Source organism: Syntrophothermus sp. (assembly GCF_013314835.1).
In the GTDB taxonomy this organism is placed as follows: domain Bacteria; phylum Bacillota; class Syntrophomonadia; order Syntrophomonadales; family Syntrophothermaceae; genus Syntrophothermus; species Syntrophothermus lipocalidus.
Genome location: NZ_JABUEX010000039.1, coordinates 1 through 24,472, shown reverse-complemented (window position 1 = coordinate 24,472; position 24,472 = coordinate 1). Strand labels below are relative to the sequence as shown.

The 24,472-nt window shown below is 50.1% G+C and carries 28 protein-coding genes and 1 tRNA gene; 25 read left to right on the top strand and 4 right to left on the bottom strand.

Translation table 11 applies throughout. The features are described from left to right. Positions 1-217 precede the first annotated feature (217 nt). The gene (locus HPY90_RS11380; protein ID WP_287194563.1) at positions 218-844 is read left to right on the top strand and encodes a phosphoribosyltransferase; all 627 of its coding nucleotides are present in this window, start codon (positions 218-220) and stop codon (positions 842-844) included. 79 nt (positions 845-923) lie between these two features. Here HPY90_RS11380 and yyaC read toward each other — a convergent pair whose 3' ends face one another. Next, on the bottom strand, positions 924-1,577 hold the full coding sequence (gene yyaC / locus HPY90_RS11375; protein WP_287194561.1) for a spore protease YyaC: 654 nt from the start codon (positions 1,575-1,577) through the stop codon (positions 924-926). Between the two features lie 109 nt (positions 1,578-1,686). Between yyaC and HPY90_RS11370 the strand changes: the two genes are divergently transcribed. From HPY90_RS11370 to HPY90_RS11310, 13 genes are all read left to right on the top strand, one after another. After that, the gene (locus HPY90_RS11370; protein WP_287194560.1) at positions 1,687-2,754 is read left to right on the top strand and encodes a YkvI family membrane protein; all 1,068 of its coding nucleotides are present in this window, start codon (positions 1,687-1,689) and stop codon (positions 2,752-2,754) included. 96 nt (positions 2,755-2,850) lie between these two features. Further along, positions 2,851-4,251: an L-seryl-tRNA(Sec) selenium transferase gene (gene selA, locus HPY90_RS11365; protein WP_287194558.1), complete on the top strand. Its 1,401-nt coding sequence runs from the start codon at positions 2,851-2,853 to the stop codon at positions 4,249-4,251. Positions 4,252-4,258: 7 nt separating this feature from the next. Continuing rightward, positions 4,259-6,169, top strand: coding sequence for a selenocysteine-specific translation elongation factor (gene selB / locus HPY90_RS11360; RefSeq protein ID WP_287194556.1), 1,911 nt, complete (start codon positions 4,259-4,261; stop codon positions 6,167-6,169). Between the two features lie 92 nt (positions 6,170-6,261). After that, positions 6,262-7,266 (top strand): acyl-CoA dehydratase activase-related protein, encoded by a 1,005-nt coding sequence (locus HPY90_RS11355; protein WP_287194554.1) that lies wholly within the window; start codon positions 6,262-6,264, stop codon positions 7,264-7,266. Next, positions 7,256-8,359, top strand: a complete 1,104-nt coding sequence (locus tag HPY90_RS11350) for a CoA protein activase (RefSeq protein WP_287194553.1) — start codon at positions 7,256-7,258, stop codon at positions 8,357-8,359. The genes HPY90_RS11355 and HPY90_RS11350 overlap by 11 nt, the downstream gene beginning before the upstream one ends. Further along, positions 8,356-9,336: an acyl-CoA dehydratase activase gene (locus tag HPY90_RS11345; protein WP_287194552.1), complete on the top strand. Its 981-nt coding sequence runs from the start codon at positions 8,356-8,358 to the stop codon at positions 9,334-9,336. The genes HPY90_RS11350 and HPY90_RS11345 overlap by 4 nt, the downstream gene beginning before the upstream one ends. A gap of 87 nt (positions 9,337-9,423) precedes the next feature. Beyond that, positions 9,424-10,623 (top strand): ABC transporter substrate-binding protein, encoded by a 1,200-nt coding sequence (locus HPY90_RS11340; RefSeq protein ID WP_287194550.1) that lies wholly within the window; start codon positions 9,424-9,426, stop codon positions 10,621-10,623. Positions 10,624-10,765: 142 nt separating this feature from the next. Beyond that, positions 10,766-11,653, top strand: coding sequence for a branched-chain amino acid ABC transporter permease (locus tag HPY90_RS11335; protein WP_013176499.1), 888 nt, complete (start codon positions 10,766-10,768; stop codon positions 11,651-11,653). 10 nt (positions 11,654-11,663) lie between these two features. After that, the gene (locus HPY90_RS11330) at positions 11,664-12,641 is read left to right on the top strand and encodes a branched-chain amino acid ABC transporter permease (protein WP_287194548.1); all 978 of its coding nucleotides are present in this window, start codon (positions 11,664-11,666) and stop codon (positions 12,639-12,641) included. After that, positions 12,610-13,377, top strand: a complete 768-nt coding sequence (locus HPY90_RS11325; protein WP_287194547.1) for an ABC transporter ATP-binding protein — start codon at positions 12,610-12,612, stop codon at positions 13,375-13,377. The genes HPY90_RS11330 and HPY90_RS11325 overlap by 32 nt, the downstream gene beginning before the upstream one ends. Then, a complete protein-coding gene (locus HPY90_RS11320) occupies positions 13,378-14,082 on the top strand; it encodes an ABC transporter ATP-binding protein (protein WP_287194545.1) in 705 nt (234 codons plus the stop codon). Positions 14,083-14,116: 34 nt separating this feature from the next. Next, positions 14,117-14,767 (top strand): CBS and ACT domain-containing protein, encoded by a 651-nt coding sequence (locus HPY90_RS11315; protein WP_287194543.1) that lies wholly within the window; start codon positions 14,117-14,119, stop codon positions 14,765-14,767. Between the two features lie 58 nt (positions 14,768-14,825). Beyond that, a tRNA-Sec gene (locus tag HPY90_RS11310) sits at positions 14,826-14,924 on the top strand. Between the two features lie 168 nt (positions 14,925-15,092). Here HPY90_RS11310 and HPY90_RS11305 read toward each other — a convergent pair. After that, the gene (locus HPY90_RS11305; RefSeq protein ID WP_287194542.1) at positions 15,093-15,521 is read right to left on the bottom strand and encodes a HEPN domain-containing protein; all 429 of its coding nucleotides are present in this window, start codon (positions 15,519-15,521) and stop codon (positions 15,093-15,095) included. Continuing rightward, the gene (locus HPY90_RS11300; RefSeq protein WP_287194540.1) at positions 15,518-16,003 is read right to left on the bottom strand and encodes a nucleotidyltransferase family protein; all 486 of its coding nucleotides are present in this window, start codon (positions 16,001-16,003) and stop codon (positions 15,518-15,520) included. The genes HPY90_RS11305 and HPY90_RS11300 overlap by 4 nt, the downstream gene beginning before the upstream one ends. Before the next feature lie 397 nt (positions 16,004-16,400). On the opposite strand from HPY90_RS11300, the gene HPY90_RS11295 reads away from it, so the two are divergent. Genes HPY90_RS11295 through HPY90_RS11275 form a run of 5 tightly spaced genes read left to right on the top strand, consistent with a single transcriptional unit; the run spans position 16,401 to position 19,804 of the window. Continuing rightward, entirely contained in the window at positions 16,401-17,819 is a 1,419-nt protein-coding gene (locus tag HPY90_RS11295; protein ID WP_287194538.1) for an aminopeptidase, read from the top strand. A 41-nt stretch (positions 17,820-17,860) separates the two neighbouring features. Continuing rightward, positions 17,861-18,907, top strand: a complete 1,047-nt coding sequence (selD, locus tag HPY90_RS11290; RefSeq protein WP_287194536.1) for a selenide, water dikinase SelD — start codon at positions 17,861-17,863, stop codon at positions 18,905-18,907. A gap of 3 nt (positions 18,908-18,910) precedes the next feature. Beyond that, positions 18,911-19,309, top strand: a complete 399-nt coding sequence (gene yedF / locus HPY90_RS11285; protein ID WP_287194535.1) for a sulfurtransferase-like selenium metabolism protein YedF — start codon at positions 18,911-18,913, stop codon at positions 19,307-19,309. Positions 19,310-19,326: 17 nt separating this feature from the next. Further along, positions 19,327-19,536 carry a DUF951 domain-containing protein gene (locus HPY90_RS11280; protein WP_013176490.1) on the top strand — a complete coding sequence of 70 codons (210 nt, stop codon included), beginning with the start codon at positions 19,327-19,329 and terminating at the stop codon, positions 19,534-19,536. Further along, positions 19,529-19,804 carry a hypothetical protein gene (locus HPY90_RS11275; RefSeq protein WP_287194532.1) on the top strand — a complete coding sequence of 92 codons (276 nt, stop codon included), beginning with the start codon at positions 19,529-19,531 and terminating at the stop codon, positions 19,802-19,804. The genes HPY90_RS11280 and HPY90_RS11275 overlap by 8 nt, the downstream gene beginning before the upstream one ends. A 45-nt stretch (positions 19,805-19,849) precedes the next feature. Here HPY90_RS11275 and HPY90_RS11270 read toward each other — a convergent pair whose 3' ends face one another. Beyond that, positions 19,850-20,629 carry an alpha/beta hydrolase gene (locus HPY90_RS11270; protein WP_287194530.1) on the bottom strand — a complete coding sequence of 260 codons (780 nt, stop codon included), beginning with the start codon at positions 20,627-20,629 and terminating at the stop codon, positions 19,850-19,852. 202 nt (positions 20,630-20,831) lie between these two features. Between HPY90_RS11270 and rpsF the strand changes: the two genes are divergently transcribed. The 6 genes from rpsF (at position 20,832) to HPY90_RS11240 (ending at position 24,224) form a co-directional block, all read left to right on the top strand. After that, the gene (gene rpsF / locus HPY90_RS11265) at positions 20,832-21,125 is read left to right on the top strand and encodes a 30S ribosomal protein S6 (RefSeq protein WP_013176487.1); all 294 of its coding nucleotides are present in this window, start codon (positions 20,832-20,834) and stop codon (positions 21,123-21,125) included. 13 nt (positions 21,126-21,138) lie between these two features. Continuing rightward, positions 21,139-21,588 (top strand): single-stranded DNA-binding protein, encoded by a 450-nt coding sequence (locus HPY90_RS11260; protein WP_287194527.1) that lies wholly within the window; start codon positions 21,139-21,141, stop codon positions 21,586-21,588. A 15-nt stretch (positions 21,589-21,603) separates the two neighbouring features. After that, positions 21,604-21,828 carry a 30S ribosomal protein S18 gene (gene rpsR, locus HPY90_RS11255; RefSeq protein ID WP_013176485.1) on the top strand — a complete coding sequence of 75 codons (225 nt, stop codon included), beginning with the start codon at positions 21,604-21,606 and terminating at the stop codon, positions 21,826-21,828. A gap of 162 nt (positions 21,829-21,990) precedes the next feature. Beyond that, complete coding sequence (locus HPY90_RS11250) at positions 21,991-22,305, top strand: MazG-like family protein (protein ID WP_041433103.1); 315 nt, start codon at positions 21,991-21,993, stop codon at positions 22,303-22,305. A gap of 100 nt (positions 22,306-22,405) precedes the next feature. Beyond that, entirely contained in the window at positions 22,406-22,852 is a 447-nt protein-coding gene (gene rplI / locus HPY90_RS11245; RefSeq protein ID WP_287194526.1) for a 50S ribosomal protein L9, read from the top strand. A gap of 97 nt (positions 22,853-22,949) precedes the next feature. After that, positions 22,950-24,224 (top strand): adenylosuccinate synthase, encoded by a 1,275-nt coding sequence (locus HPY90_RS11240; protein WP_287194524.1) that lies wholly within the window; start codon positions 22,950-22,952, stop codon positions 24,222-24,224. Positions 24,225-24,472 lie beyond the last annotated feature (248 nt).

Sequence of the window (24,472 nt, the reverse complement as noted above, 5' to 3'; positions counted from 1 at the left end):
TCAACGCAAGACGGAAACCCCGTGGTTTTCCATATGTCCGTGTTTTGCGCCCATAAAGCGCTGTTTTTCCGTCCGGGTGGGACTCCCGGGGCCGAGGTCTCCCTGTCACCCCAGGAAATATTTCAAATGGAGGTGAAAGCCTGGTCATGGGGAGGCCGGTTTATAAAATCTAACTTATTGTTAGGTGTTGTAAACTTTTGCGAACCAGGGGGCAAAGATGTTCCGAAATCGAAAGGAAGCCGGCGAGCAATTAGCAGAATTTCTGAGGGAAAAGGAAGCAGACTTCGATTTGGTACTGGGAATACCTCGCGGAGGTGTAGTAGTAGCCTATCCTATCGCTCAGAAATATGGTTGTCCGCTAGACGTAGTGATCGCTCGCAAGATAGGGTCTCCTTCCGACCCCGAGTATGCCATAGGAGCAGTGACGCCCGACGGAGAAATACTGGTCGATGAGAACCTACTAATGTTTCTACACCTCGACAAAAACCAGTTCGAACAAGCGGCTAAGCATGTCCACCAGGAGATAAACTGGCGACTAACCGCATACCGGGGCGGGCGGCCCGCTCTGTCCATGGAAGGGAAAAGGGTTCTCCTCGTCGATGACGGCATAGCAACGGGATTTACCGTAAGAGCCGCAATTGCATACCTCCGCCGTCAGGGAGCTAGCTACATAGCAGTGGCAACTCCGGTAGCAGCTCCCGATACCTACAGCTCCCTCAAGAGACTTGCCGACGACGTGTTCTGCTTGCACGTTCCCTCAGTTTTCTACGCAGTGGGCCAGTTTTACGAGGATTTTTCGGCAACAAGCGACCAAGAAGTGATAAGCTTGCTACAGGCAATCTGAGGAAATTCTTTGCGCCTCATACAGCACAGGGGAAGACAGATTGGGGCCCCAGCTTCTGTTTTTGCCCGCCACGCCGTCTTCAAACACCGCAGGGAAAGAGGGAACGGTGAGCCTGCCATAGGCCAACCGCAATAACCTCCGCCATTTGGTATACTAGATGAAGACGAGTATTCTGCAGGACCAGGTGTTCCAGAAAACCAGCCACATTTACAACACCAGAGATGTGCAGTTCACCAACCGGTGGGAGTTCTTTTTTTACTGCACTGCCAGGATAGATTTGGCCGGGACGCACGTTGATGTAGCCGACCCGGTCTGTTCTTCCCAAACAAGCATCCAAAGCTACCACGAAAGGGTCGACATGGCGAGCATTGACGTCGGCCAGGGTTTGAACGAGATTGGTCGCATGTACGGGAGAAGCAAGAGTTCCGTACACGAACGCGCCAGGGATACCAAGTCCAACTAGCCTGGTTCCAACCAAGGGTCCCAAGCTGTCTCCCGTGGATCGATCCGTTCCGATACACAGAATAACCACTTCTCTGCGTAAGCGCGGGTTTAGTTCGAGGGTAAGTCGAAGATACGCGTCCCTAATATGCGCGGCACATAAAGAATCCTCAAAATGCCAAGAATACCCTATCCCAGGGTCAGCTACGGTCCCCGCCAAGGGGACTTCTAACACAGGTTCAATGAAAGTTTGAATTATTCGCCTACCACGCGTCATCTTCCGCCATTCCATAATTCCACGCGCCCGTTTTTCCAGATTGTTGCCTTTTTCCCACCCATTTATTCGGCATTTATAGCGTGTGATGAAGATATATTTTCTATAAACGGAACTTGGAAACGGGGTGAGGGGATTCAATAGGCAAGCGTGGGCGGTCGCCATGGGCTACATCGGGGCGGTGGTAGGGGCAGGCTTTGCCTCCGGGCAGGAGATAGTCCAGTTCTTTGTTGTGTTTGACAGGTACGGGCTTTACGGTGTGCTCTTGTCAGGAGCCCTTTTTGCCGCCATGGGTGCCCTGTTATTCTATATTTGCCATAGATCCAGAATAAACGGATATCAACGCGTGATAAGAACGCTTTTCGGGCCAAGGTGGGGAAAGCTGACCGACACGCTTTTTTCTCTCTTTTTGTTCTTGGGCGTTTGTACCATGTTCTCTGCCAGCGGGGCTGTCTTCTATGAACACCTCTACCTTAACAAAACGCTGGGCATCGGACTGACCTATCTAGCAACCATCCTGTTGTTAGCAGGGGGGGTGCGAGGGTTGGTATTTTCCTACAATCTTTTAGTTCCAATTAAAATTCTGCTATTATTATCAATAGCAGGTTGTGGAGCGTTCGGGATAAAAAACTATGCCCAGATACCGGCGGCATATGCGCTCTTGTTCGGCTATCAGTATTGGGCGATGGCGGCGGTTTTGTACGTTGCCTATAATTTTGCGTTGGCAACTGCGGTCTTGCCCGAGTACCAGCCGCTGGTTAACATGAGGAACGGAACAGCCGGGGCTATTGGCGGGGGCCTCGGCCTGGGGCTTATGCTTTGTATTTATTACCTGGCTTTATCAAATTTCAGTCCCGCGGTTTTGCACTATGAGGTTCCGATGCTACTCATAGCTGGACAAGTTGGGACCGGGGCCAAATTGGCATACGTCTGCGTTTTATGGATAGGGATTTTGACAACGGCTCTAGCCAATGGCTACGGCCTGGCTCAACGGGTGTCGGACTTGACAGGGATACCGTATAGCGCCAGCCTCTGTCTGATAATGACGACGGCTCTACCTTTATCGTTTCGCAGCTTCGCCTCCCTGGTCGGGACGGTTTATCCTTTGTTCGGTTTGTTGGGAATATCGATTATGGCCGGGGTCATATACCGGTTTGTTAAGGTATTAAGTAGTCCAGATATACAGAAGGGATAAGGAGCAAGAAGGAGCTCAGGATTATGACGGGAACAGAACATTCCGGCTGTTGCGGCAATGTTTGGGTAGTCTCGTGAAGAGGGGGAACGGTTTTCTATGAACACTCTACGCAACATACCGGCCATCGATGAGATTTTGTTAGATCCGAGGGTCAAGAAAATAGAAGAGTCCGTCTCGCGGGAACTGGTTGTGAAGAAACTACGCGAAGTAGTGGAAAACACGAGAACCATGCTTCGCAACGACAATGTCTCCCTGTCACGACTCGAGATTACGGATATGGTCGTGACTAAACTTCAACAAGAGCTAAATCGAGTCACCAAGCCCACGCTCAACAAAGTAATCAACGCAACCGGGGTTGTCTTGCACACGAATCTGGGAAGGGCTTTGCTGGCACCCCCGGCGGTGCAATACCTGACCGAGATTGCGGGGGCATACGTGAATCTGGAAATCGACCTGGACACGGGAGAAAGAGGGTCGCGGTATGTCCATGTGGAGGACTTGCTTATCAATATAACCGGGGCCGAAGCCGCTTTAGTGGTTAACAACAATGCAGCCGCAGTATTGCTGGTGTTGAACACGATGGCGAATGGTCGTGACGTGATTGTATCGCGCGGGCAACTGGTAGAAATAGGGGGTTCGTTTCGAATCCCTGAAGTGATGAAAGCCAGCGGAGCCAGGTTGGTAGAGGTTGGCACTACCAATAAGACGTACCTCAGGGATTACGAAGAGGCAATCGACGAGAACACAGCCTTGCTTCTAACTGTGCATCCTTCCAACTACCGTATCCTTGGGTTTACTTCTGAGGTGACCTTAGAAGAGCTGGCGGAACTAGGTAGGAAAACTGGTCTTCCCGTAGTTCAAGACTTGGGGAGCGGCGTGTTGTGTGACCTAAAAGAATGGGGACTGCCAGGGGAACCGACGGTGAAAGAATGTATTGCCCGAGGGGCTGACGTCGTTACCTTCAGCGGTGACAAACTGCTGGGGGGGCCCCAGGCCGGTATCATTGTGGGGAAGCGACAGCACGTGGAAGCTATGAAACGGAACCAATTGACGCGTGCTCTTAGGGTGGATAAACTCACGATCGCGGCCTTAGAGGCTACCCTGGTCGAGTACTTAGCGGGGAAGCCCAACCGGACTATTCCTACTTTGCAGATGTTGACGGTTGATGAGGACACGTTGCACGACCGGGCCCAGCGGCTGTGCGGGATTCTGACAGAAAGTATCGGGGCGACCAGCCCGGTCAAGACTATTCAGGTGGTGAGTACCGAGGATCGGGTTGGTGGGGGCGCTTATCCAACCCACGGGCTGCCCGGGTTTGCCGTAGAGGTTGTTTTTGACGATGGGGCTTTAACAAATATTGCCAGAGCTCTTAGACTCGGTGAGCCGGCAATTTTAACCAGACTCCGCGATAACGCTATGCTCTTTAGTGTTCGCACTTTACTGGAGGGCGATTATGACCTAATAGCTACTAGAATACGGGAGATAGTGAAAGGGTGAGGGGTACTTGCAAAGAATCATCATAGGCACCGCCGGGCACATCGACCATGGCAAGACAACCCTGGTGAAAGCTTTAACGGGGGTTGACACAGACCGCTTGAAAGAAGAAAAACAGCGCGGGATTTCGATAGAGCTCGGATTTGCCCCCCTGGATTTTCCTAATGGGCAGAGGGCTGGCATAGTGGATGTTCCCGGTCACGAAAGGTTTATACGACAAATGCTGGCCGGGGCCTCAGGGGTAGACCTGATCATTCTAGTCATAGCCGCCGACGAAGGGGTTATGCCCCAAACCCGCGAACACCTGGATATTATTGAATTGCTTGGAATAGAGCGCGGAGTGGTAGCTATTACCAAGAAGGATTTGGTAGATGAGGATTGGCTGATGCTGGTGGAAGAAGAGGTGCAAGAGTACCTGGACAAGACTGTTCTTAAGGAGGCCCCCATAATTCCTGTCTCGTCTGTAACCGGGGAAGGGATACCGGAACTCTTGAAGACACTGGAGGAGATGGCAAAAGATGTTTCCGGTAAGCCGGTTGTAGGCAAGGTTCGTCTTCCCGTAGACAGGGTGTTCACGATGACTGGTTTTGGAACGGTTGTCACGGGTACGTTGTGGTCAGGAGAGATTAGGGTTGGGGATACGCTCGAGATACTCCCTTCACTTAAACAGGTCCGGGTACGCAACCTCCAGGTCCACGGGCAAAAAGTGGAGAAGGCATTGGCAGGGCAGCGAGTAGCGGCCAACCTCCAGGGAATAGAAGTAGAGGAGATGAGACGAGGCTATGTCTTGGCAACACCAGGTTTTCTAAGACCTTCATATCGCGTAGATACGGTGTTCCGTCTGCTTAGTTCCAGCCCCTGGAAGGTCAAGAACTGGACTCGTATCCGTTTCCACTTGGGCACAGACGAAGCTCTCGGTCGGATAGTGTTGCTGGACAGAGATGAGCTTTTTCCTGGGCAGGAAACCTATGCTCAGATAGTGCTAGAAAAACCGATAGTCGCGTACCAGCAAGACCGATTTGTGGTGCGTTTCTATTCTCCTGTAACCACTATAGGTGGTGGAAAAGTTATAGATCCGCACCCCCCTAAGCAAAAAAGGTTTAGAGAGGACGTTTTGGCTCAGCTGGCGGTGAAAGAAGAAGGGAGTATCCTTGAAGTAATTACACAGGAGTTAGAATCTAGCCCCGACGCCGTCCTCGACGTGGCCGACCTGGCGCGAGAAGTAGGAGAAGATGAACAAGAAGTCCGTCGGGGGCTGGCTACTCTGCTGGAGGAGGCCAGGGTTGAAAAGGTAGAGATAGAGGGAAGGGAGTTTTATCTGACTCGCAATAGATTAGAACAAATGGCACAGCAGACACGGCAAGTGTTGGCGGATTTTCATCTTCGTCATCCTTTGCGCCGCGGGTATCCACGGGAGGAATTGCGGACCCGGCTGTTCAAGAATTATCAAGCTAAGGTAGCCGGAGCCTTGATGCAGTTGATGGAACGAAGAGGGTTTATTAAAACAGAAGCTAACTACGTAGCCTTGCCCGAGCACTACCCGACTCCTACGGTCGACCAGCAGAAGGCGGTAGACTTGATTTTGCAGGAGTTTGGCAAGCAGCCTTTTTCTCCCCCGGAGGTAAAAGAACTGACGGCTTTAGTAAGACTGGAGCAGGAAGAATTTAACGAGGTTTTTGGCTATCTCTTGGAGCAAGGCAAGTTGGTCAAAGCCTCGGACAACACCTACTTTTCGGCCGAGGCGATAGAACAGGGTAAGAAAATTTTAGAGGAGTATTTTCAAACCAACCGCGAGCTGGGGCTTGCGACCGCTCGGGATCTTTTCAACAGCTCCCGAAAGTACACTTTGCCGCTTATGGAATACTACGACCGGATCCGGTTCACCAAGCGGGTAGGCGACGTGAGGGTAAGGTTTAAATAGGCTCTCCCTGCCATGGAAAAAGGAATCGGCCTGTTGGATGTAGAAGAGACTTCTCAAGGTTTTATATGGTTCATGGAGTCTAGGAGGCAGTTATGGCAAGAATTGGTATACCGAGAACCCTGGCTTATTTTCTTTATTTCCCTTTCTGCAGGGAATTTTTCGGTTCGTTGGGGCATGAGGTTGTGACATCTCCTCCGACTTCCAAACTGATACTCGATGAAGGAATGAAAGAGGCGGTGAGTGAGGCCTGTATCCCTATCAAGGTCTTTCACGGCCATGTTAAGAGCTTAATCGGACAAGTAGATTATATATTTGCTCCCAGGCTGGTCTCGCTGAGAAAATTCGGAGACTTTGGAACAGAAACTTTTTGTCCGAAGTTTCTTGGGCTTCCGGATATGTTAAAGGCCTCGGTCAGTAATCTCCCCGATATTATTGACACGCGTATTGATCTGAAGAGAGGTTGGCGTGAAATAGTAAGGGTAGGTATGGAAATTGGTAAGATTTTGGGGGCGTCGAGAAGCAAGGTATGGTGGGCTTTAGCCCGGGCTCAAATGGTGCAAAAACGGTTTCAGCGATTGTTGCTGAGAGGACTCATGCCGGAAGAAGCGATGGAGATAGTATTCGATTCTACCTCTACGTTGGCGGCGTTCCAAAAGTTACAGCCAGAATTTCGTGTGGCAGTGGTCGGGTACCCCTATTTGATATACGACACGTTTCTCAACGTTGGGCTACTGGACATATTGCGCCGCGAAAACGTGGCTGTATATACCCAGGATATGCTGTCGTGGCACAAGCTCAAGGTTGCAGTTCGGGGTTTCCCCAAACACCTTTTTTGGTTTTTTTCAAACCGCGCTCTGGAAGGAGCTCTTCATTTTATGGGGAGAAAAGAAGTTGACGGAGTGATTCACGTGACCGCATTTGCTTGTGGACCTGATGCTATGGTTGATCGTTTAATGGAACTGGAGGCCAAGAAACGCGGACAGATCCCGTTCATGTCGATTATGGTGGACGAGCATACCGGTGAAGCCGGGATACGGACTCGGATAGAAGCCTTTGTGGACATGTTGCGCTACCGGAGGGCAAAAAATGAAGATTAGCTTTCCCCGGATGGGGTATTCATACATTGCTTTCAAATGGTTAATAGAGAACATCGGGCACGAGTGTGTGGTTCCGCCAGAACCCAGCAAACGGACCCTCGACCTTGGGGTTAGATACGCACCTGAGTTCGCCTGTATTCCTTTCAAAATACTTCTGGGGACCTACCTGGAAGTGGCGGAAATGGGGGCGGAACTGGTTATAACTTCGGGCGGAGTAGGTCCGTGTCGGGCAGGATATTACTGGGTTATGCACCAGAATTTGCTCGCTGACCTGGGGGTCAACCTCAAGGTCATAGGATTCGAACCACCATTGCACCACATAGGCGATTTTTGGAACAAACTCAAGCTGGTCTGGAAAACCGGGGGGAAGTCATTTAAGGAGTTTATTCGAGCCTTGCACATCACCTGGGAGAAGCTGAAAGCCATTGATGACCTGGAGATGCTGTCGTTCAAGGTTCGACCCTATGAGATAAACCGGGGGGAGACTACTCGGACCCTTTGGAAAGCATTAGAGATGATAGATCAAGCTTCTACTTTTCAGACAATAGCCGAAGCCCGAAATGAAGGGATGCTGCTGCTGAATTCGGTGAGTCAAGATCCGAGCCGGGATCCGTTGAAAGTGGGTATAATTGGCGAGATATATGTCGTTTTAGAACCGGCGGCTAACCATTACCTGCAGATAATGCTCGGTGAAGCTGGGGTAGAAATCGACCGTTCCATTTACATAACAGGTTATTGTGGTCGAAACACGATTCGTACGCCGGACCGGGAACTCTTCGCTTTAGCTCGTCCCTATCTCAATGAAGCGCCTATTGGGGGACATGGAACCAACAGTATAGGCGAAACGGTGTTGTACGCCCGTCGTGGTTTTGATGGGGTCATACAACTCGCGCCTTTTGCCTGTATTCCAGAAGTAGTGGCTAAGAGTATCCTACCGCGGGTTAGCCGGGAATTGGACATACCGGTATTGACGTTCTTTATCGACGAGCAGACCGGCAAAGCCGGTATCCAGACACGAATAGAAGCTTTTATCGACCTTTTACAGAAAAGAAGGGAAAGAAGACGAATGCAGGCAGGGGAGTTAGCGGGATGAAGGGAAAGAGGGCTATGATCAAGGGATATCTAGGAGTAGACGTGGGATCCGTTAGCACCAACGTGGTAGTGGTAGGAGAAGATGGTTCGGTTTTGGCCAGGCAGTACTTGCGTACCAATGGCAGACCTATTGAGACGGTTCAAAGAGGCGTAAGCCTTGTCGGCGAAGAGGTAGAGAAAGAAGTGACGATTGTTGGCTCGGGAACGACCGGCAGTGCTCGCTATCTGAGCAGCATGATAATCGGCGCTGACATTGTTAAGAATGAAATAACGGCTCACGCTGTAGCTGCCTTGGCGGTAAATCCGGAGGTGCAGACCATAATAGAAATAGGGGGACAGGATTCTAAGATAATCATCCTGCGTGATGGGGTAGTCATCGATTTTGCCATGAACACGGTCTGTGCAGCAGGTACAGGCTCTTTTCTGGATCAACAAGCGGCAAGGCTCAGGATACCGATTGAAGAGTTCGGCGACTTCGCTTTGAAGGCCAAGAATCCGGTGCGGATTGCGGGTAGGTGCGCGGTGTTTGCCGAATCGGACATGATTCACAAACAACAATTGGGGTACAATACAGAAGACATAATTGCCGGCTTGTGCGAGGCATTGGTTCGCAATTACCTTAACAACGTGGGAAAGGGTAAGGAAATACTTCCCCCGGTGTTGTTCCAAGGAGGAGTTGCCGCCAACCGAGGATTGGTCAAAGCATTTGAGAAATACTTGGGCATGGAAGTCATTGTACCGGAGAACTATGACGTGATGGGAGCAGTCGGTGCCGCTTTGTTGGCCAAAGAGGCGGTTGCCAGGAAGAGAAAAACGGCTTTTAAGGGGTTCAGAATTGGTGATGTCAGTTTTAGAACGACCAGTTTTGAATGCAAGGGTTGCTCCAACCTATGCGAAGTAGTACAGTTTTACGAAGGAGAAGAACTCGTGGCGCGTTGGGGTGATCGCTGCGGACGCTGGGAGGTACAAGCTTCTTGATGAGTCTGGGAAAAAGGAAAGGAGGGGGAACGGGACACTAAGAATGCAGGGCGGATTGCTCAGTACAAAACATAGGAGGGAAGAAGGATGAAAGTCAGTAAAAGGCTGGCGGTGTTATTGTTACTGGTATTTGTGGTTAGCATTGTGGCTGGGTGCCAGTCCAAGACTACAGAGAACCAGACGGAAACGCCAAAGGCTCCTACCGAGACCAAAGAGCCCATCAAAGTAGGAGTTAATGTGGAGTTGTCAGGCGGAGTAGCTTCTTACGGGACTAACTGTAGAAACGGCGTGGTCCTGGCCTTTGACGAGATTAACAAGGCCGGGGGAGTTGACGGACGGACTATCGACTATGTCATAATGGATTGCAAGTCGGACAGCGCGGAAGCTACCAACGTTGCGGCGAGGCTTGTAGGACAAAAAGTAGTGGCTTTGATCGGACCGCTGGTAACAGGCAGTGTCCTAGGAGCTGAGCCGATTGCTTCGAAAAACAAGATACCGCTTATAGCTCCCGCAGCTACCGCGATGGCGGCGACAGTAGATGAAAAAACCGGAAAGACTAAGGAATTTGTCTTCCGCACATGCTTTATTGATCCCTTCCAGGGCGGATTAATGGGCAATTACGCCTATGATACCTTGAAGGCGAAAAAAGCGGCCATTCTGATGGACACGAGCACCGACTACTCAAAAGGGTTGGCTAAGGCTTTTAAGGAAGCATTTGTTGGTAAAGGCGGTACCATTGTAGCTGAAGAAGGCTATGTAAAGAACGACAAAGACTTCAAAGCCACCCTTACTAAGATCAAGAATAAGGTACCGGATGTAATCTATGTACCAGGGTACTATAACGAGGCCGGTTTGATAATCAAACAAGCTCGTGAATTAGGGATAACTGTGCCTATCCTGGGTGGGGACGGCTGGGATTCTGCCGAACTGGTGAACATTGCCGGGGCTAAGGCGTTAAACAACACCTTCTTTACCAATCATTACTCGTCTGCGGATAAGGACCCCAAAGTGGTGAAGTTTGTCAAGGCGTATGAAGCCGCCTACAAGACTACCCCAGACGCCTTCGCTGCTTTGGGTTACGACAGTGCCTATCTGCTAGTGGATGCTATCAAGCGGGCCGGCAGTACCGACGGGGTCAAAATAAAAGAAGCCCTGGCTGCTACCAAGGATTTCTCGGGCGTGACCGGGACGTTTTCGATGGACGAGCTGCACAATCCGGTGAAGTCGGCAGTGCTGATCGAGATGGTTGACGGGAAACAGGTGGTTAAGACAAAGATCCAGCCCTAGTTATGAAACGAACAGAGGAAGGGGTTTTCCCCCTTCCTCTGTTCAAGTTAGAAGAGACGCAGAAGAACGCAAATCTTAAATTGCCTTAGAGTCTGCATCGCCTAGCACCTACACTGGAGACGGAAGTCGGAGGGGAAATGTATTGTATGAATTCCTGCAGCAACTGGTAAACGGAATATCACTCGGGTCAATATACGCTTTGATCGCGCTCGGTTACACCATGGTCTACGGAATAATCAACCTGATTAACTTTGCTCACGGCGATGTGATGATGGTCGGGGCTTTTATAGGCTTTTTTTCTATAACCGCTCTGGGTACTGGTGTTTTCCCGGCTATGGTTATGGCCATGGCGTGTTGTGCTGTTCTGGGAGTGGTTATCGAAAAACTAGCTTACAAGCCTTTGCGGAACTCTACCCGTATAGCGGCATTGATAACTGCCATCGGGGTTTCCCTGTTTCTTGAATACGGTACTATCTGGCTCTTGACTCCCCAGCAGCGTTCATTTCCGGCCGGAACCTTTCCCGAAAGATACTTTTATTTCTTCTCCAACAAGTTGGTGATTACAAATCGAGACGTCTTCGTTTTGGTCAGTGCGGTGATCTTGATGTTATTTTTGCAGTATATCGTCAAAAGAACGAAGATCGGTAAAGCAATGAGGGCCGTTTCCCAGAATCAGGAAGCAGCGATGTTGATGGGAATCGATGTAGACAAAACCATATCCTTTACTTTTGCTATAGGTTCGGCTCTAGCCGCTGCGGCGGGTGTGATGGTGGGAGTATACTACAACACCATTGATCCACTGATGGGGATAGTGCCAGGGCTTAAGGCTTTCGTAGCAGCGGTTTTAGGAGGCATTGGTATTATCCCAGGGGCTATGGTTGGTGGCTTTCTCATGGGGGTGCTCGAATCACTGGTGAGCGGTTACGGGAGCAGCTTATACAGGGATGCAGTTGCGTTTGCGGTTCTCATTATTATCCTGCTTGTCAAACCTGCCGGCATATTTGGCAAGGATGAAGGGGAAAAAGTGTAGGTGATAGAGTTTGGATAAGTCGAAGCCTAATTGGAGCGCATACTTATCAATTTCAGTTTTATTGGTAGCCATGTTTTTCCTGGTACAGTATCTTATCAACGCTCAGTTGATGGATGTTTATTACCAGATTAACCTGTTTATGATAGGGATAAACATCATTTTAGCAGTGAGCTTGAATCTTATAACCGGCTTTACCGGGCAGCTATCCTTGGGTCACGCTGGGTTCATGGCAGTAGGGGCTTATGTGGCGGCTGTTATGACGACCAAGCTGGGATACTCGTTGCCGGTGGCAGTGCTGAGCGGCTGTATTGCTGCGGGAGTAGCAGGCGTTTTAATAGGCGTCCCTACCCTCCGCTTGAAAGGCGACTACCTGGCTATCGCTACTCTAGGGTTCGGGGAGATAGTGAGGGTTGTGCTTTTGAACATCGATTACGTCGGGGGCGCGGCCGGGCTAATCGGAATAGCCCAGTTAACCAATTGGACGTGGCTCTTTTTTTCCGTGTTAGTGACCTTGTTGTTTATCCAAAACCTGATAAATTCCAGTTATGGTAGGGCGTGTTTGGCCGTGCGGGAGAACGAGGTCGCGGCAGAGATGATGGGAGTGGATACCACCAAATATAAAATACTCGCTTTCACAGTAGGGGCTTTTTTTGCCGGCTTGGCCGGTGCTTTATATGCCCACTACTTCTTTATCATTCAACCCGGGACGTTCAGCTTTTTCCGGTCATTTGACGTTCTGGTCATGGTGGTGCTGGGAGGCTTAGGCAGCACCACAGGAGCCGTATTGGCGGCCGTATTCCTTACGATACTGTCAGCTGGCCTCCAGAGTTTTCCGGAGATCCGAATGGTGATATACTCGGTAGTCTTGATCGTAACCATGATCTACCGGCCCCAGGGCTTGATGGGGAACAAAGAAATATCGCTTCGGATCTTCCGCAGAGTGAGGGGTGAGGACCGTGGCACTACTCGAAGTGAAGAACCTCTATAAGTCGTTTGGGGGTCTTAGCGCTCTGGTGGACTTCAACATGATGATTGAACAAGGGGAACTAGTAGGCTTGATCGGTCCTAACGGAGCAGGCAAGACTACGGTCTTCAACCTCGTAACCGGCGTGTATCGTCCTGACCGGGGCTCGATCATGATGGAGGGAAGATCGCTTGTAGGTAGGAAGCCTCACGACATATGTCGAACTGGTATTGCGAGGACCTTTCAGAACATCAGGTTGTTCGGGGGGCTTTCAGTTATCGACAATGTGAGAATTTCCTTTCACAAAGACGTTCCTTATTCACTGCCTGCGGCAGTGCTGCGCTTTCCGGTCTTTATACGTGGCGAGGGGTGGATGGACAAAAAGGCTTCCGAATACCTAGAGTTGTTGGGTTTGCTAGAAAAGAAGGATGAATTAGCCAAAAACCTTCCTTACGGAGACCAACGCCGACTGGAGATAGCGAGAGCCCTGGCCACGAATCCAAAATTGTTGATATTAGACGAACCTGCAGCGGGGATGAATCCTCAGGAAACCCAGGAACTCATGAAGCTGATTCTCAGCTTGCGGGATGAATTTAAGTTAACCATATTGCTAATCGAACACGATATGTCCCTGGTTATGGGCTTGTGTGAAAGAATCCTGGTTTTGGACTATGGGCGTACAATTGCCGAAGGCAGACCTGAAGAGATTAAGAACAACCCTCGCGTTATCGAAGCTTACCTGGGAGAGGAAGTGGTTTAGATGTTGCGTATAGACAATATCAATGTTTACTATGGGGCCATTCATGCGCTAAAGAACGTGTCTCTGGAGGTTGAAGCAGGAGCCATAGTAACCCTTATAGGAGCAAACGGTGCAGGAAAGACCACGACCTTGAAGACCATATCCGGAATCTTGCATCCCAGATCAGGATCTGTGATATTTGAAAACCGCGATATAACTAAGCTTCCTCCACAGGCGATAGTGGGGCTGGGGATTTGCCAGGTACCGGAGGGGCGAAGGATATTCCCTTCAATGTCGGTTTTGGAGAACCTGGAAATGGGAGCTTATCTACGCAAGGACAAACAAGGTATAAAGACAGATATGGAAATGGTTTTTTCCAGGTTTCCACGCCTTGAGGAGCGAAAGAAACAGATTGCTGGGACTTTGAGCGGGGGGGAACAGCAGATGCTGGCCATTGGCCGGGCCTTAATGGCTAGGCCACGGCTTATGTTGCTGGATGAACCTTCAATGGGTCTGGCTCCACTTTTGGTGAGGGAGATTTTCGATATCATCAAAGATATCAATTCCCAGGGAACTACCATTCTCTTGGTCGAACAAAACGCGCATATGGCATTATCAATTGCCGATAAGGCTTATGTTTTGGAAACCGGAGAAATAGTCCTTGAAGGAGCTGCGAGGGACCTTATGGAGAGCGAAGAGGTGAAAAAAGCTTACCTAGGAGGATGAAAAGGCGTGAGCCTAGACAAGGAGGGGTTGCACAGTGAAGGTCAAAGACAAAATGACTCCCAACCCGATCGTCATTGCTCTAGATACGACCGTAGCTGAGGCCATGCAGTTGATGAGGGATCACAGTATAAGGCGTCTACCAGTCATGAACCGGGGGAAGTTGGTAGGAATCGTCACCGAGAGGGACCTGAGCGAGGTTTCTCCATCGCCTGCAACGTCCCTGAGTGTTTTCGAAATCAACTATCTTCTAGCCAAGACCAAGATAAAAGACATCCTTCCCAGGAACAGCCAGGTAATAACCGTCAGCCCGGACACTTTCATCGAAGAAGCAGCCCGCCTCATGCGCGCCCACAAGGTTGGCGGCATCCCGGTGATGGAAAACGGAAAACTGGTAGGGATAATCACGGAGACAAACATATTCGATGCGCTGATTGACATGCTCGGAGTCTACCGCAAAGGCACCCGTATTGACATGAAGGTAGAGGATAGGGTTGGAGTCGTGGCCGAGATATCAAGCATCATAGCCTCGAAAAGCATTAACATAGAAAATATCGTGCTTTACCCTGACCTGGCTCGCGGTGATTATAATCTAATTCTGCGCATCGACACCGAGGATCCGCAGGAAGTACTGGAAGAACTTAAGCACAGAGGGTACGAAATAAAGTCAGTCTTTGTAAAACGCTGATTTTCGTTGAGAAACTTGTTGGTTTCGATATAATGATAAAGGAGATGTAAAAAATCGTGGAAGCGGATCGGTTCTGGTGGGCCGCCTGGACTTCAAATCCAGTCTGCGCCGCAGTGGTCCTGCGGTGGGTGGGTTCGATTCCCACACGCTTCCGCCATTTTTTTCGTTAAACACGGATTTACGCAGACTCTCATGACACCTGGCGGTGTTACCGTTTTAGAGAATAAAAGCAGTGTTACATCACGTTGGGGAGTGTTCCAGAAAATACAGTAAAGTTAATCTGCGTTAATCAGCGTCTTAATTTTGGAGCATGAACGTTAGAACTTTACTCGCCTCTTTTTTCAGGGTAGCCGATGACCAGCGAAGCCATCTTTACGGTAAAGGTAGCGTCTTCGATGGCCGTGATTGCGTCCTGGACTGAGTATTCCTCCGTCGGGATGAAGTCTATATCGCCGTAAAAGGCAAATTCTCTTTCTTTGCGCAACCACTTCGATATTCGGGCCAGTTTAGCAGCGTTAGCCTCGACTTCATCGGGAAGGCGATCCTTGTACTCCACGATAAGGTACCCTACATCGTGCTGTTTGGGGGGGTCTATCCCTATTTGTCTCAAGATGCCTTTCAAAGCCAGCTCAACTATCTCTTGAGCCTCCCGAACCACGTCAGAGTAAGCTTCTTCCGATAGCAGTACGTCGAGTATCTTCAGCCTTTTTGTAGCTTTGATCAGGTAGCTTTGAGCCAGCGTGGCCGCGTTCATATTTCTACCTTCTCCCCTGGTTTATAGTCTTTCTTGAGCACCCAGTACCACGCCCCTTTACGGTAGTGTTTATGAGCTCCCAATTCGGCCAGCCGCTCTCTCTGCTTGCACAGGAAACTTGTGAAAAAACCTCCTTTGTCGTAGAGAATCCTGGCGTCTTCGATCATGTCCAAAAAAAGGAGGCTTCCAGCCAAGACTTCGTTTCTGTCCTTCAATACAGGGGATAAGTCAACGGAGATATGATTCAGTTGCGGAAGACAAGCTTTCATCTCCTCTTCCACTCGAACGAACTCTGCCATTCTCTTCATCCGTCCCCGCGGCATGTCATCCGCCACCAGTAAAAGGTCAATATCCGAATCCGGGCGAGGGGTACCGCGTCCTACGGACCCGAACACTGCCAGCGACACAAGCCGGCCACCATAAACCTTCTTTGTTGCCCGCAGGAGGGCATGCAAGGCCACTTCAAACTCTTCTCTAAACATAAAGGAGAGCCGCCTCCCGACGTTGCTCGTATATTCCCTTCCCTCTACTGTTTCTATTGTACCTAATATTGTCAACAAATACCAGCCCGGCCCTGAACTCACAAACTTGTTCAGGTTGGCAGGCGCGTTGCGAGAATGAGTTATATGTTCCGGTACAAACGGAAGGGAAAAAGTGCTACAATGAGGACAAAATTCCTGTCCTACCCGGCCTTGTTAAAAGAAAGAACGAAGGCTGGCGGGAAAGAACCTATACACGCTTTCTTAGGAATTGTAAAAGGCTCAGAAAACTGGGTTCGATGAAGGGCAAAGGTTAAGCTTTGATGCAGAGTATTATAATGGTTGCCGATCCACACAATAATACAGAATAGCTGCACATTAACTTCAAGGAGGGATAGCAATGGGACAGCCACAAGAAAAAGAAGAGGTTTTAGGGAATGCGTGGCTCACGATGGAAGAGGAAGAGAAGCGTCGGGCATTCGAATTTGCAGCCGGGTATATTGAGTTTTTGAACCGGGCCAAGACCGAGCGAGAGACCGCAACCTTTATTGAACGGGCAGTGCGCGAACAGGGTTTTCTGGATTTGGGTAAGTGTGAAACTCTGAAAGCGGGACAGAAGGTCTATGTTAAGCAAAAAGGGAAAATCGCGGCGGTGGCCGTGATTGGGCAGGAACCACTGGAGAAGGGTTTCAATATCATAGCCTCCCACTTGGATTCCCCTAGGTTAGACCTCAAGCCTCGGCCGCTGTATGAGAAGGACGGGATGGTTTGGCTGAAAACTCATTACTATGGGGGAATTAAGAAATACCAGTGGACAGCGATACCTCTTGCTCTACACGGCATAGTAGTGAGAAAGAATGGAACCAAACTTATCGTAAGATTGGGGGATCAAGAGTGTGAACCTGTTTTCACCGTCCCCGACTTGTTACCACATCTGGCCCGAGAACAGATGGAAAAGAAGATGAGCGAGGCCGTAAGCGGTGAAGGACTTAATCTTTTGGCAGGCAACATCCCGGGAAGCGAAGCGGAGAAGGAAGCGATTAAAGCGGCTATTTTGAAGAGACTCAGACAGGAATACGGGATTGAGGAGGAAGACTTCGCCAGTGCCGAGCTGGAAGCGGTTCCCGTATTTAGAGCGCGGGACGTTGGATTTGACCGGAGTATGGTCGGGGGCTATGGGCAAGATGATAGGGTTAGCGTGTATACCTCACTTAAGGCGATACTGGAAGTCGAAGAACCCCCAAGGACGGCAATGTGTATCTTCGCAGACAAGGAAGAAATAGGTAGCACTGGTAACACTGGACTCCGCTCATATTTTCTCGAGAACTTGGCAGCCGAAATGTTGTTCCGGGTTGGGCAACGCGAATATTTGTCGGTAAGACGGGCACTAGCATCGTCCAGAGCTCTTTCGGCCGATGTGAATGCAGCCGTAGACCCCAATTACGAACAGGTCTTCGAGAAGATGAACAATTCTTTTCTGGGACGTGGAGTGGTAATTACCAAGTATACAGGTTCTAAGGGTAAGTATGATGCCAACGATGCTAACCCGGAATTTGTAGCATGGGTTAGACAACTGTTCGATGCTAATGGAGTAGTATGGCAGGTAGGGGAATTGGGAAAGGTGGATGAAGGCGGCGGTGGCACGGTTGCACAGTATCTAGCTCGCTACGGGATGGAAGTGTTGGACTGCGGCGTAGCCTTACTGGCCATGCATTCTCCATTCGAAGTGGCTAGCAAAGCCGATATCTACCACGCTTACAAGGGATACAAGGCCTTTCTTATGGCCGGGGACCCAACCTACGAGCCCTCGTGGTGGTAGAAAACGGTCGGGGGAAAGGACAGGGGAAAGGAGGTAGGGTTATGGCCGGGGAAGCAAGACTAACTCAGATGGTCCGAGCGGCTGGGTGAGCGGCCAAGATAGAGCCGGGGGCTCTGGACGGCATTTTAAACGGTTTATACAGTCCATCGGATCCCAGGTTGCTGGTGGGGTTTGAAAAGTTCGACGATGCAGGAGTATATCTTCTGCGTGATGACCTGGCTTTGGTTCAGACGGTGGATTTCTTCACTCCTATGGTGGACGATCCTTATTGGTTCGGGCAAGTAGCGGCCGCCAATGCTCTGAGTGATGTTTACGCCATGGGAGGGCAGCCTTTGACAGCCATGAACATAGTGTGTTTCCCGGCTTGTGGAGACATCGAAGTCTTACGGGAGATTCTTCGGGGTGGGATAGATAAGCTCAAGGAAGCAGGAACGGTATTGGTTGGAGGGCATTCGGTAGACGATAACGAACCGAAGTACGGGCTGTCGGTAACGGGGATCGTGCATCCTAACCAGATTATTCGCAACGATACGGTTAAACCAGGAGATATCATTTTTCTGACTAAGCCGCTCGGCTCTGGCGTCATTGCTACTGCGATCAAAGCCGAGATGGCAGAGAAGAGCGTGCAGGTCGAGTGTATCAAGTGGATGACTACGTTGAATCGTGCCGCCAAGGATGCTGCGTTAGCAGCGGGGGTTAGTGCCGGTACCGATGTTACCGGATTTGGCCTGGTGGGACACTTGTTTGAGATGGCAAAAGGCAGCGGGGTGGCTATAGAGGTTTATGCAGACCAACTGGGATTTATGACCGGAGCTCGGGAGTATGCGGCTGTGGGCTTGATCCCTGGGGGGGCTTACGCTAACCGCGAATACCTAGGGCAACGGGTCGTGTTTGAGGAAGGGATAGATTCGGAGATTAAAGATCTCATGTATTCGCCCGAGACATCAGGAGGGTTGCTCCTAGCGGTTGGAGAAGACAGGAAGGCAGATCTTGTGAGAGCGTTAGATAGAGAAGGTCTTCCGCTGTTCTTGGTTGGCCGAGCAATACCGTCTGAAAGCCCGAGGGTGGAGGTTAAAGGGGGAAGGTAGGAAATGGAGAGGATAGTCGATGCCCGCGATCTGCCGGGGGTGTTAACCCCTTCTCTTTCGCCTGTCGAGCAGGCGGTATTGCTGGTCACCGGGCGTACTCTAGGAAGAGGGGAGGAAGACCTGGGGAAAAAACTGATGAGAAGCTTCTTGTTCAACTTGAGCCAGCGGGAAGGAGTAGTAAAGACTATCGTCTTGATCAATTCGGGGGTTCTCTTGGCTATCGAGGGTTCGGATGTGGTTGAATACCTGATGACATTGGAAAGATCAGGAGTGGAGGTTCTTTCTTGTAACGCTTGCCTCGACTATTACCGGGTGAGAGAAAAACTCATGGTGGGCACAGTTACCAATATGTATAACGTAATAGACTTGCTGTCCAATGCTTACAAGGTGATTACGGTTTAGAAGTGAGGTAATACAAGGTGGAACCCAAACGTTTTTCTCTAGGCGACATCGTAAGGATGAGAAAGCCGCACCCGTGCGGCAGCTATGAGTGGGAGATTACCCGACTGGGAGCTGACATCAAGATACGTTGCCAAAAGTGTAATCGACAGGTAATGCTCCCCAGAGCCAAGTTTGAACGAAATGTTCTCAAGGTGTTGAGCCAGCAGGGAAAGGAACTTGATGGCTAATATTGGCATATACTGTACCAAGGAGTACGGCAGTTCCTTGGGAGGAGAATCTATGATTGTCAGGTATTTGGAGGACAAGCGATTTCGGGTAGGGGATCTGGTAACCGTCAGATCCTTGGGTAGTAACCGACATTTCTGCATAATAGGTTTTAAAAGAAAAAAGAACGGAGAAAGCCTAGCCGTTCTTAAGGGCTTGTTTCAGGAATCCCATGTCATCGAAAAACCGATATCTGAGTTACAGAATCTCCTCATACGGGGAATACTGTAGCTGACTTTGAGACTAAGCCCCAAAGTGAGCAAAGACAAAGCAATACTATTTAGGCGAGGTAAACACGAAATCATAGATGGCTTTGAAGTAAGACTGCAGCCCTACGTAGATAATGTTGTTGTGGTCAGCATACGGGATAACCTCGATTTTTTTTTGCAAGCTCCCGAGTTGCTCGAACAAAAGCTTTGCTTCGGATAGCGGCACTAGTGTATCTAGCTGCCCATGAATGATCAGCGCAGGAAGCCTGATATCCCGAATCATTGACAGGCATTCCGTTTCAAGTTTATTTAAATCTATGTTGTGTGCGGGCAAGCCTAGATGGCGTATCAGCCGGGTAGGGCTGGCAAACCCGCTTTCGATGATAAACCCCGTGATGAGATCGGGGTATGAACTGGCTAGTTCTAGGGCCGACACACTTCCCATTGACCTGCCCATTACCCATAATCCACCGGAGTAACCTCTGCGGGAAAAAGTTGCCCGAACCTCATCCCATATAGCATGAGCATCTTTAACCAGATTAGAAAACGTTGGCGAGCCGGTACTGGCTCCGTAACCGCGGTAGTCGGCTACCACTAGATTAAGGCCGATGCGGTTATAGAACAGAGAGATATCGTCGTGGTCGCTGACAACCTCTCCGTTGCCATGGAAGTACAAGATCCAAGGGAGATCCCGAGATTCCACGTAGAAGCGACAAGAAACAAAAACATCAGGGTCTACATTTACCGAAACGTCAAAACTATGAGGAGGGCCAGGAGCATTATCCTTACGGGGGAAAAACAGATACTGGAGGATATCAGGGTGATCGATAACGGAGTAATCGGGCACAAGCCAGCACTCCTTTCAGGATGTTGTTGATATCATGATAGCAATCGCGGATGGATTTAGCCAGCACGGTTTTCAAGCGAGTCCAGGAACATGTTTTTTTCTTAGGTTTTTGAACTAGACGGATTTTCCTGTTATAATGTCAAGGAAATCCCTGCTCCAGGGTAGACCTGGAGCCGCTAGACCATAGGGAGGAGGTGGAGAGATGCGCCCGTACGAGCTCATGTACATCTTGCGGCCAGATCTGACGCCGGAGGCTATCGAAGCTGCCAAGGAGAGGGTCAGAACCATAATAGCCTCAACAGGGGGAGAATTTGAGCGAGAGGCCGAAGGATGGGGCAAGCGAAGGTTGGCGTACGAAATCGAGGATTTCACCGAAGGATACTACGTTGTATGTTACTTCAAAGGCCAGCCTGAAACAGTCCGCGAACTAGACCGGGTACTGAAGATATCCGAGGACTTTCTGCGCCATATCATTCTCCGATTGGACGAACGCTAAGGGGGGAGAACCTTTGCTTAACCGTGTGATACTTATAGGGAGGCTTACGCGCGACCCAGAGATGAGGTATACGCCCAACGGGACTGCTGTTAGCAGGTTCACCCTGGCGGTGGATCGTCCTTATGCTAACCAGGGTGGAGAAAGAAAAGCGGATTTTATAGAAATCGTGGCCTGGAGACAACTGGGAGAAACCTGTGCCCAATATTTAGGAAAGGGTCGCTTGGTGGCAGTAGAAGGAAGGTTGCAGGTACGTAGTTATGAAACCCAAGAAGGCCAGAAGCGCCGTGCCTATGAGGTAATAGCCGACACGGTAAAATTTTTAGACCGGGCCGGGCAGCAAGGGCGGACCTCGCCGGTGGCTGCTGGGGGCCGCGCGAGTGACGACTGGGAGTCTTTAGGGGAAGAAGTGAACTTGGATGAAATAGACTTGATCGACGATTCAGAGGAAGAGGTTCCTTTTTAAAAAGGGGGTATTGGGTTGAAAAAAGAACGAAAAAAGAAGAGAAAACAGTGTAATTTCTGTGCGGAAAAGATAGAGAACATCGACTACAAGGACGCAGCCCGCCTCCGCCGTTATATAACCGAGCGCGGGAAGATATTGCCGAGGCGGATTACGGGGAATTGCGCTAAACACCAGCGTCGCCTAACCACTGCCATTAAGAGGGCCAGGGAAATGGCGCTGCTTCCGTTTACCGCTGAATAAGGGCTCGAATACTGCTAGAGTGGACCCCTGGGGAAAGCCTCAGGGGTTCTAGTTTTTCGGTTTATTTGCAGGAAAAAGGGTATGTAATATCGAACCGAGGATAGCAGATTAACTGAGGGCGAAAGCGGGGAGGTTTACCGAGTTGGGGTAAGAACCAGAGATATCAGTATTGCCGAGAATCTCAGGGTCATCGAATGGCTAAAAGCCGAGTTGGTAGAGTCAGTAGCTGCTTTGTTTAAGTCGCTGACACGAGGGGGCGAAGAAGCTATAAACGATGCGCTGGCCACGATAATCATAACTACGTATATTTTGGGGCGAAGGTTAGGGATTGCATTTAAGGACGTTGACAGGAAGGTTCAGGGGAAACTAAGGTTGAGTATCAGCGAAGCCCATGAGGTAGAAAAATGGTACGGAGACCTCTCGGAACTGCTCAAGTATTTGGAGGAAAATAAAGCTATAAAAAGCACCTTGGATTGAACAGAGACATCAAGAACCAGAGGTAAAGGCACTCTGGAGATCTTTACGCTTGGAACCCGGTTTTGCTGCTTGGTTAGACCGAGAGAAGGAGGTTTCGCCTGTGAAAGTAGTACTTTTGCGAGAGGTAAAGAACCTGGGCAAAGAGGGAGATGTAAAAGAGGTATCAGATGGGTATGCCAGAAACTACTTAATTCCCCGCGGATTAGCGGTAGAAGCGACCTCGGTCAAATTAAGAGAACTCAAGGAAAAATCGGAACGGAAAGACCGAAAGCTGGAACGCGAAGAGGAAAAAGCCAAAACCATAAAGGGACGTATAGATGGGCAGGTCTTGTCCCTCAAGGTCAAGACGGGAGAAGGGGGGCGACTCTTCGGTACGGTGACTGCGAAGGATATAAGCGATACTCTGCAGAAGGAATTCGGGGTGACCGTGGACAAGAAGAGAATAGAGATTTCGGAACCTATAAAGCATTTAGGAGAGTATCGGGTAAAGATAAAGCTGTTTCCTTCAATATCCGCTGATATAATTGTTGTGCTGCAGGCTGACTAGCGACGGAGAACCGGTTTCGGTTGACACATAGAACGGGTTTTGCTAACATAAAGTGTGCTGCGATCCTGTCATTTTCTGGTTAAGGGGGTGAAGAACCTTGTCGGCGGTAGTTGTGGTGGGGTCTCAGTGGGGAGACGAAGGGAAAGGCAAGGTTACAGACTTTCTCGCTCGCAAGGCAGATTTGATAGTAAGGTACCAGGGAGGAAGCAACGCCGGGCATACGGTGGTGGACGGGGATAAAAAATTCATGCTCCACTTAATTCCTTCGGGAATACTGTATCCAGATAAGGTTTGTGTTATTGGAAACGGAGTAGTTCTAGACCTTGAACTGTTGCTAGAAGAAATAGACCGCCTAGAAAAACAAGGGGTAGACACCTCCAATCTGAGGATCAGCAGCCGGGCGCATATACTGATGCCTTATCATAAGAGACTGGATGAACTGCAAGAGCTAGGTTGCAGGCAATTAGGGACAACCAAGAGGGGCATTGGCCCCGCTTACGCCGACAAGATCGAGCGGGTTGGGTTTCGCATGATAGACGCTCTGGATCCCGATTTTCCCAACCGGTTTCAGGCGGTGGTTAGAGAAAAGAACCGGGTGTTGCAGACTGTATACGGTGACCCTGGTTATGATTATGAGGAACTGTTGAACCGGGTTCAAGGTTGTATGGATCGACTGCGCAAATACGTGGTTGATACATCGATCCTGGTTAATAACGCGATTAACGAAGGGAAAAGGGTTTTGCTGGAAGGCGCGCAAGGGACACTCCTTGACATCGATCACGGGACTTATCCGTACGTGACTTCTTCGCATCCTACGGCCGGGGGGGCGTGTGTAGGTGCGGGAGTTGGACCTACCCGTATCGCCCGGGTTCTCGGAGTGGTAAAAGCTTATACCACCCGAGTCGGAGAGGGACCGTTTCCTACCGAGTTGACCAATGAAGTCGGGGACTATATTCGCGCTCGTGGAGCTGAGTTCGGAACTACTACCGGTCGCCCTAGACGTTGCGGCTGGCTGGACGCGGTTATCCTCCGCTATGCGACCCGATTGAACGGGTTGACCGATTTGGCGGTGACCAAGCTCGATGTGTTAGATGATTTCGACCGCATTAAGATCTGCGTAGCCTACAAACACAAGGGCAAGATTATCGAGGAATTTCCGGAAAGCTTACGGGTTCTTAAGGACTGCGAACCCGTATATGTTGAGGTGGAAGGGTGGAAGTCTGGTCTCGATGGTTGCAAGACGTACGAGGACCTGCCTCTAAAAGCCCAAAGATATGTAGAGAAAATCAGTGAATTGACAGGGGTTCCCGTTAGCCTTGTCGCCGTTGGCCCTAAGAGACAGCAAACGGTTGTCTTGAAAGAGATTTTTTAACGCGGCACTCTGGATATTTCCATAGACGGTTAGGGACAGTGGCAACGCGCCAAAAACGAAAAGCAGGTTTTGATCTGAAGGGTCAATAAGCAAGCCGGTATGTTACGAACATGCCGGCTTATTTATGTGCGCCCGGCATGGGCGCTGGCTATAGGGTGGAAGTCCCGAGCGGCGAAGGTAGCAGTAGCCATTAGCCTAAGGCAAGGGTGTCCATCGCGAGGTGGAATCTGAAGGAAGCCGGCGGCAAA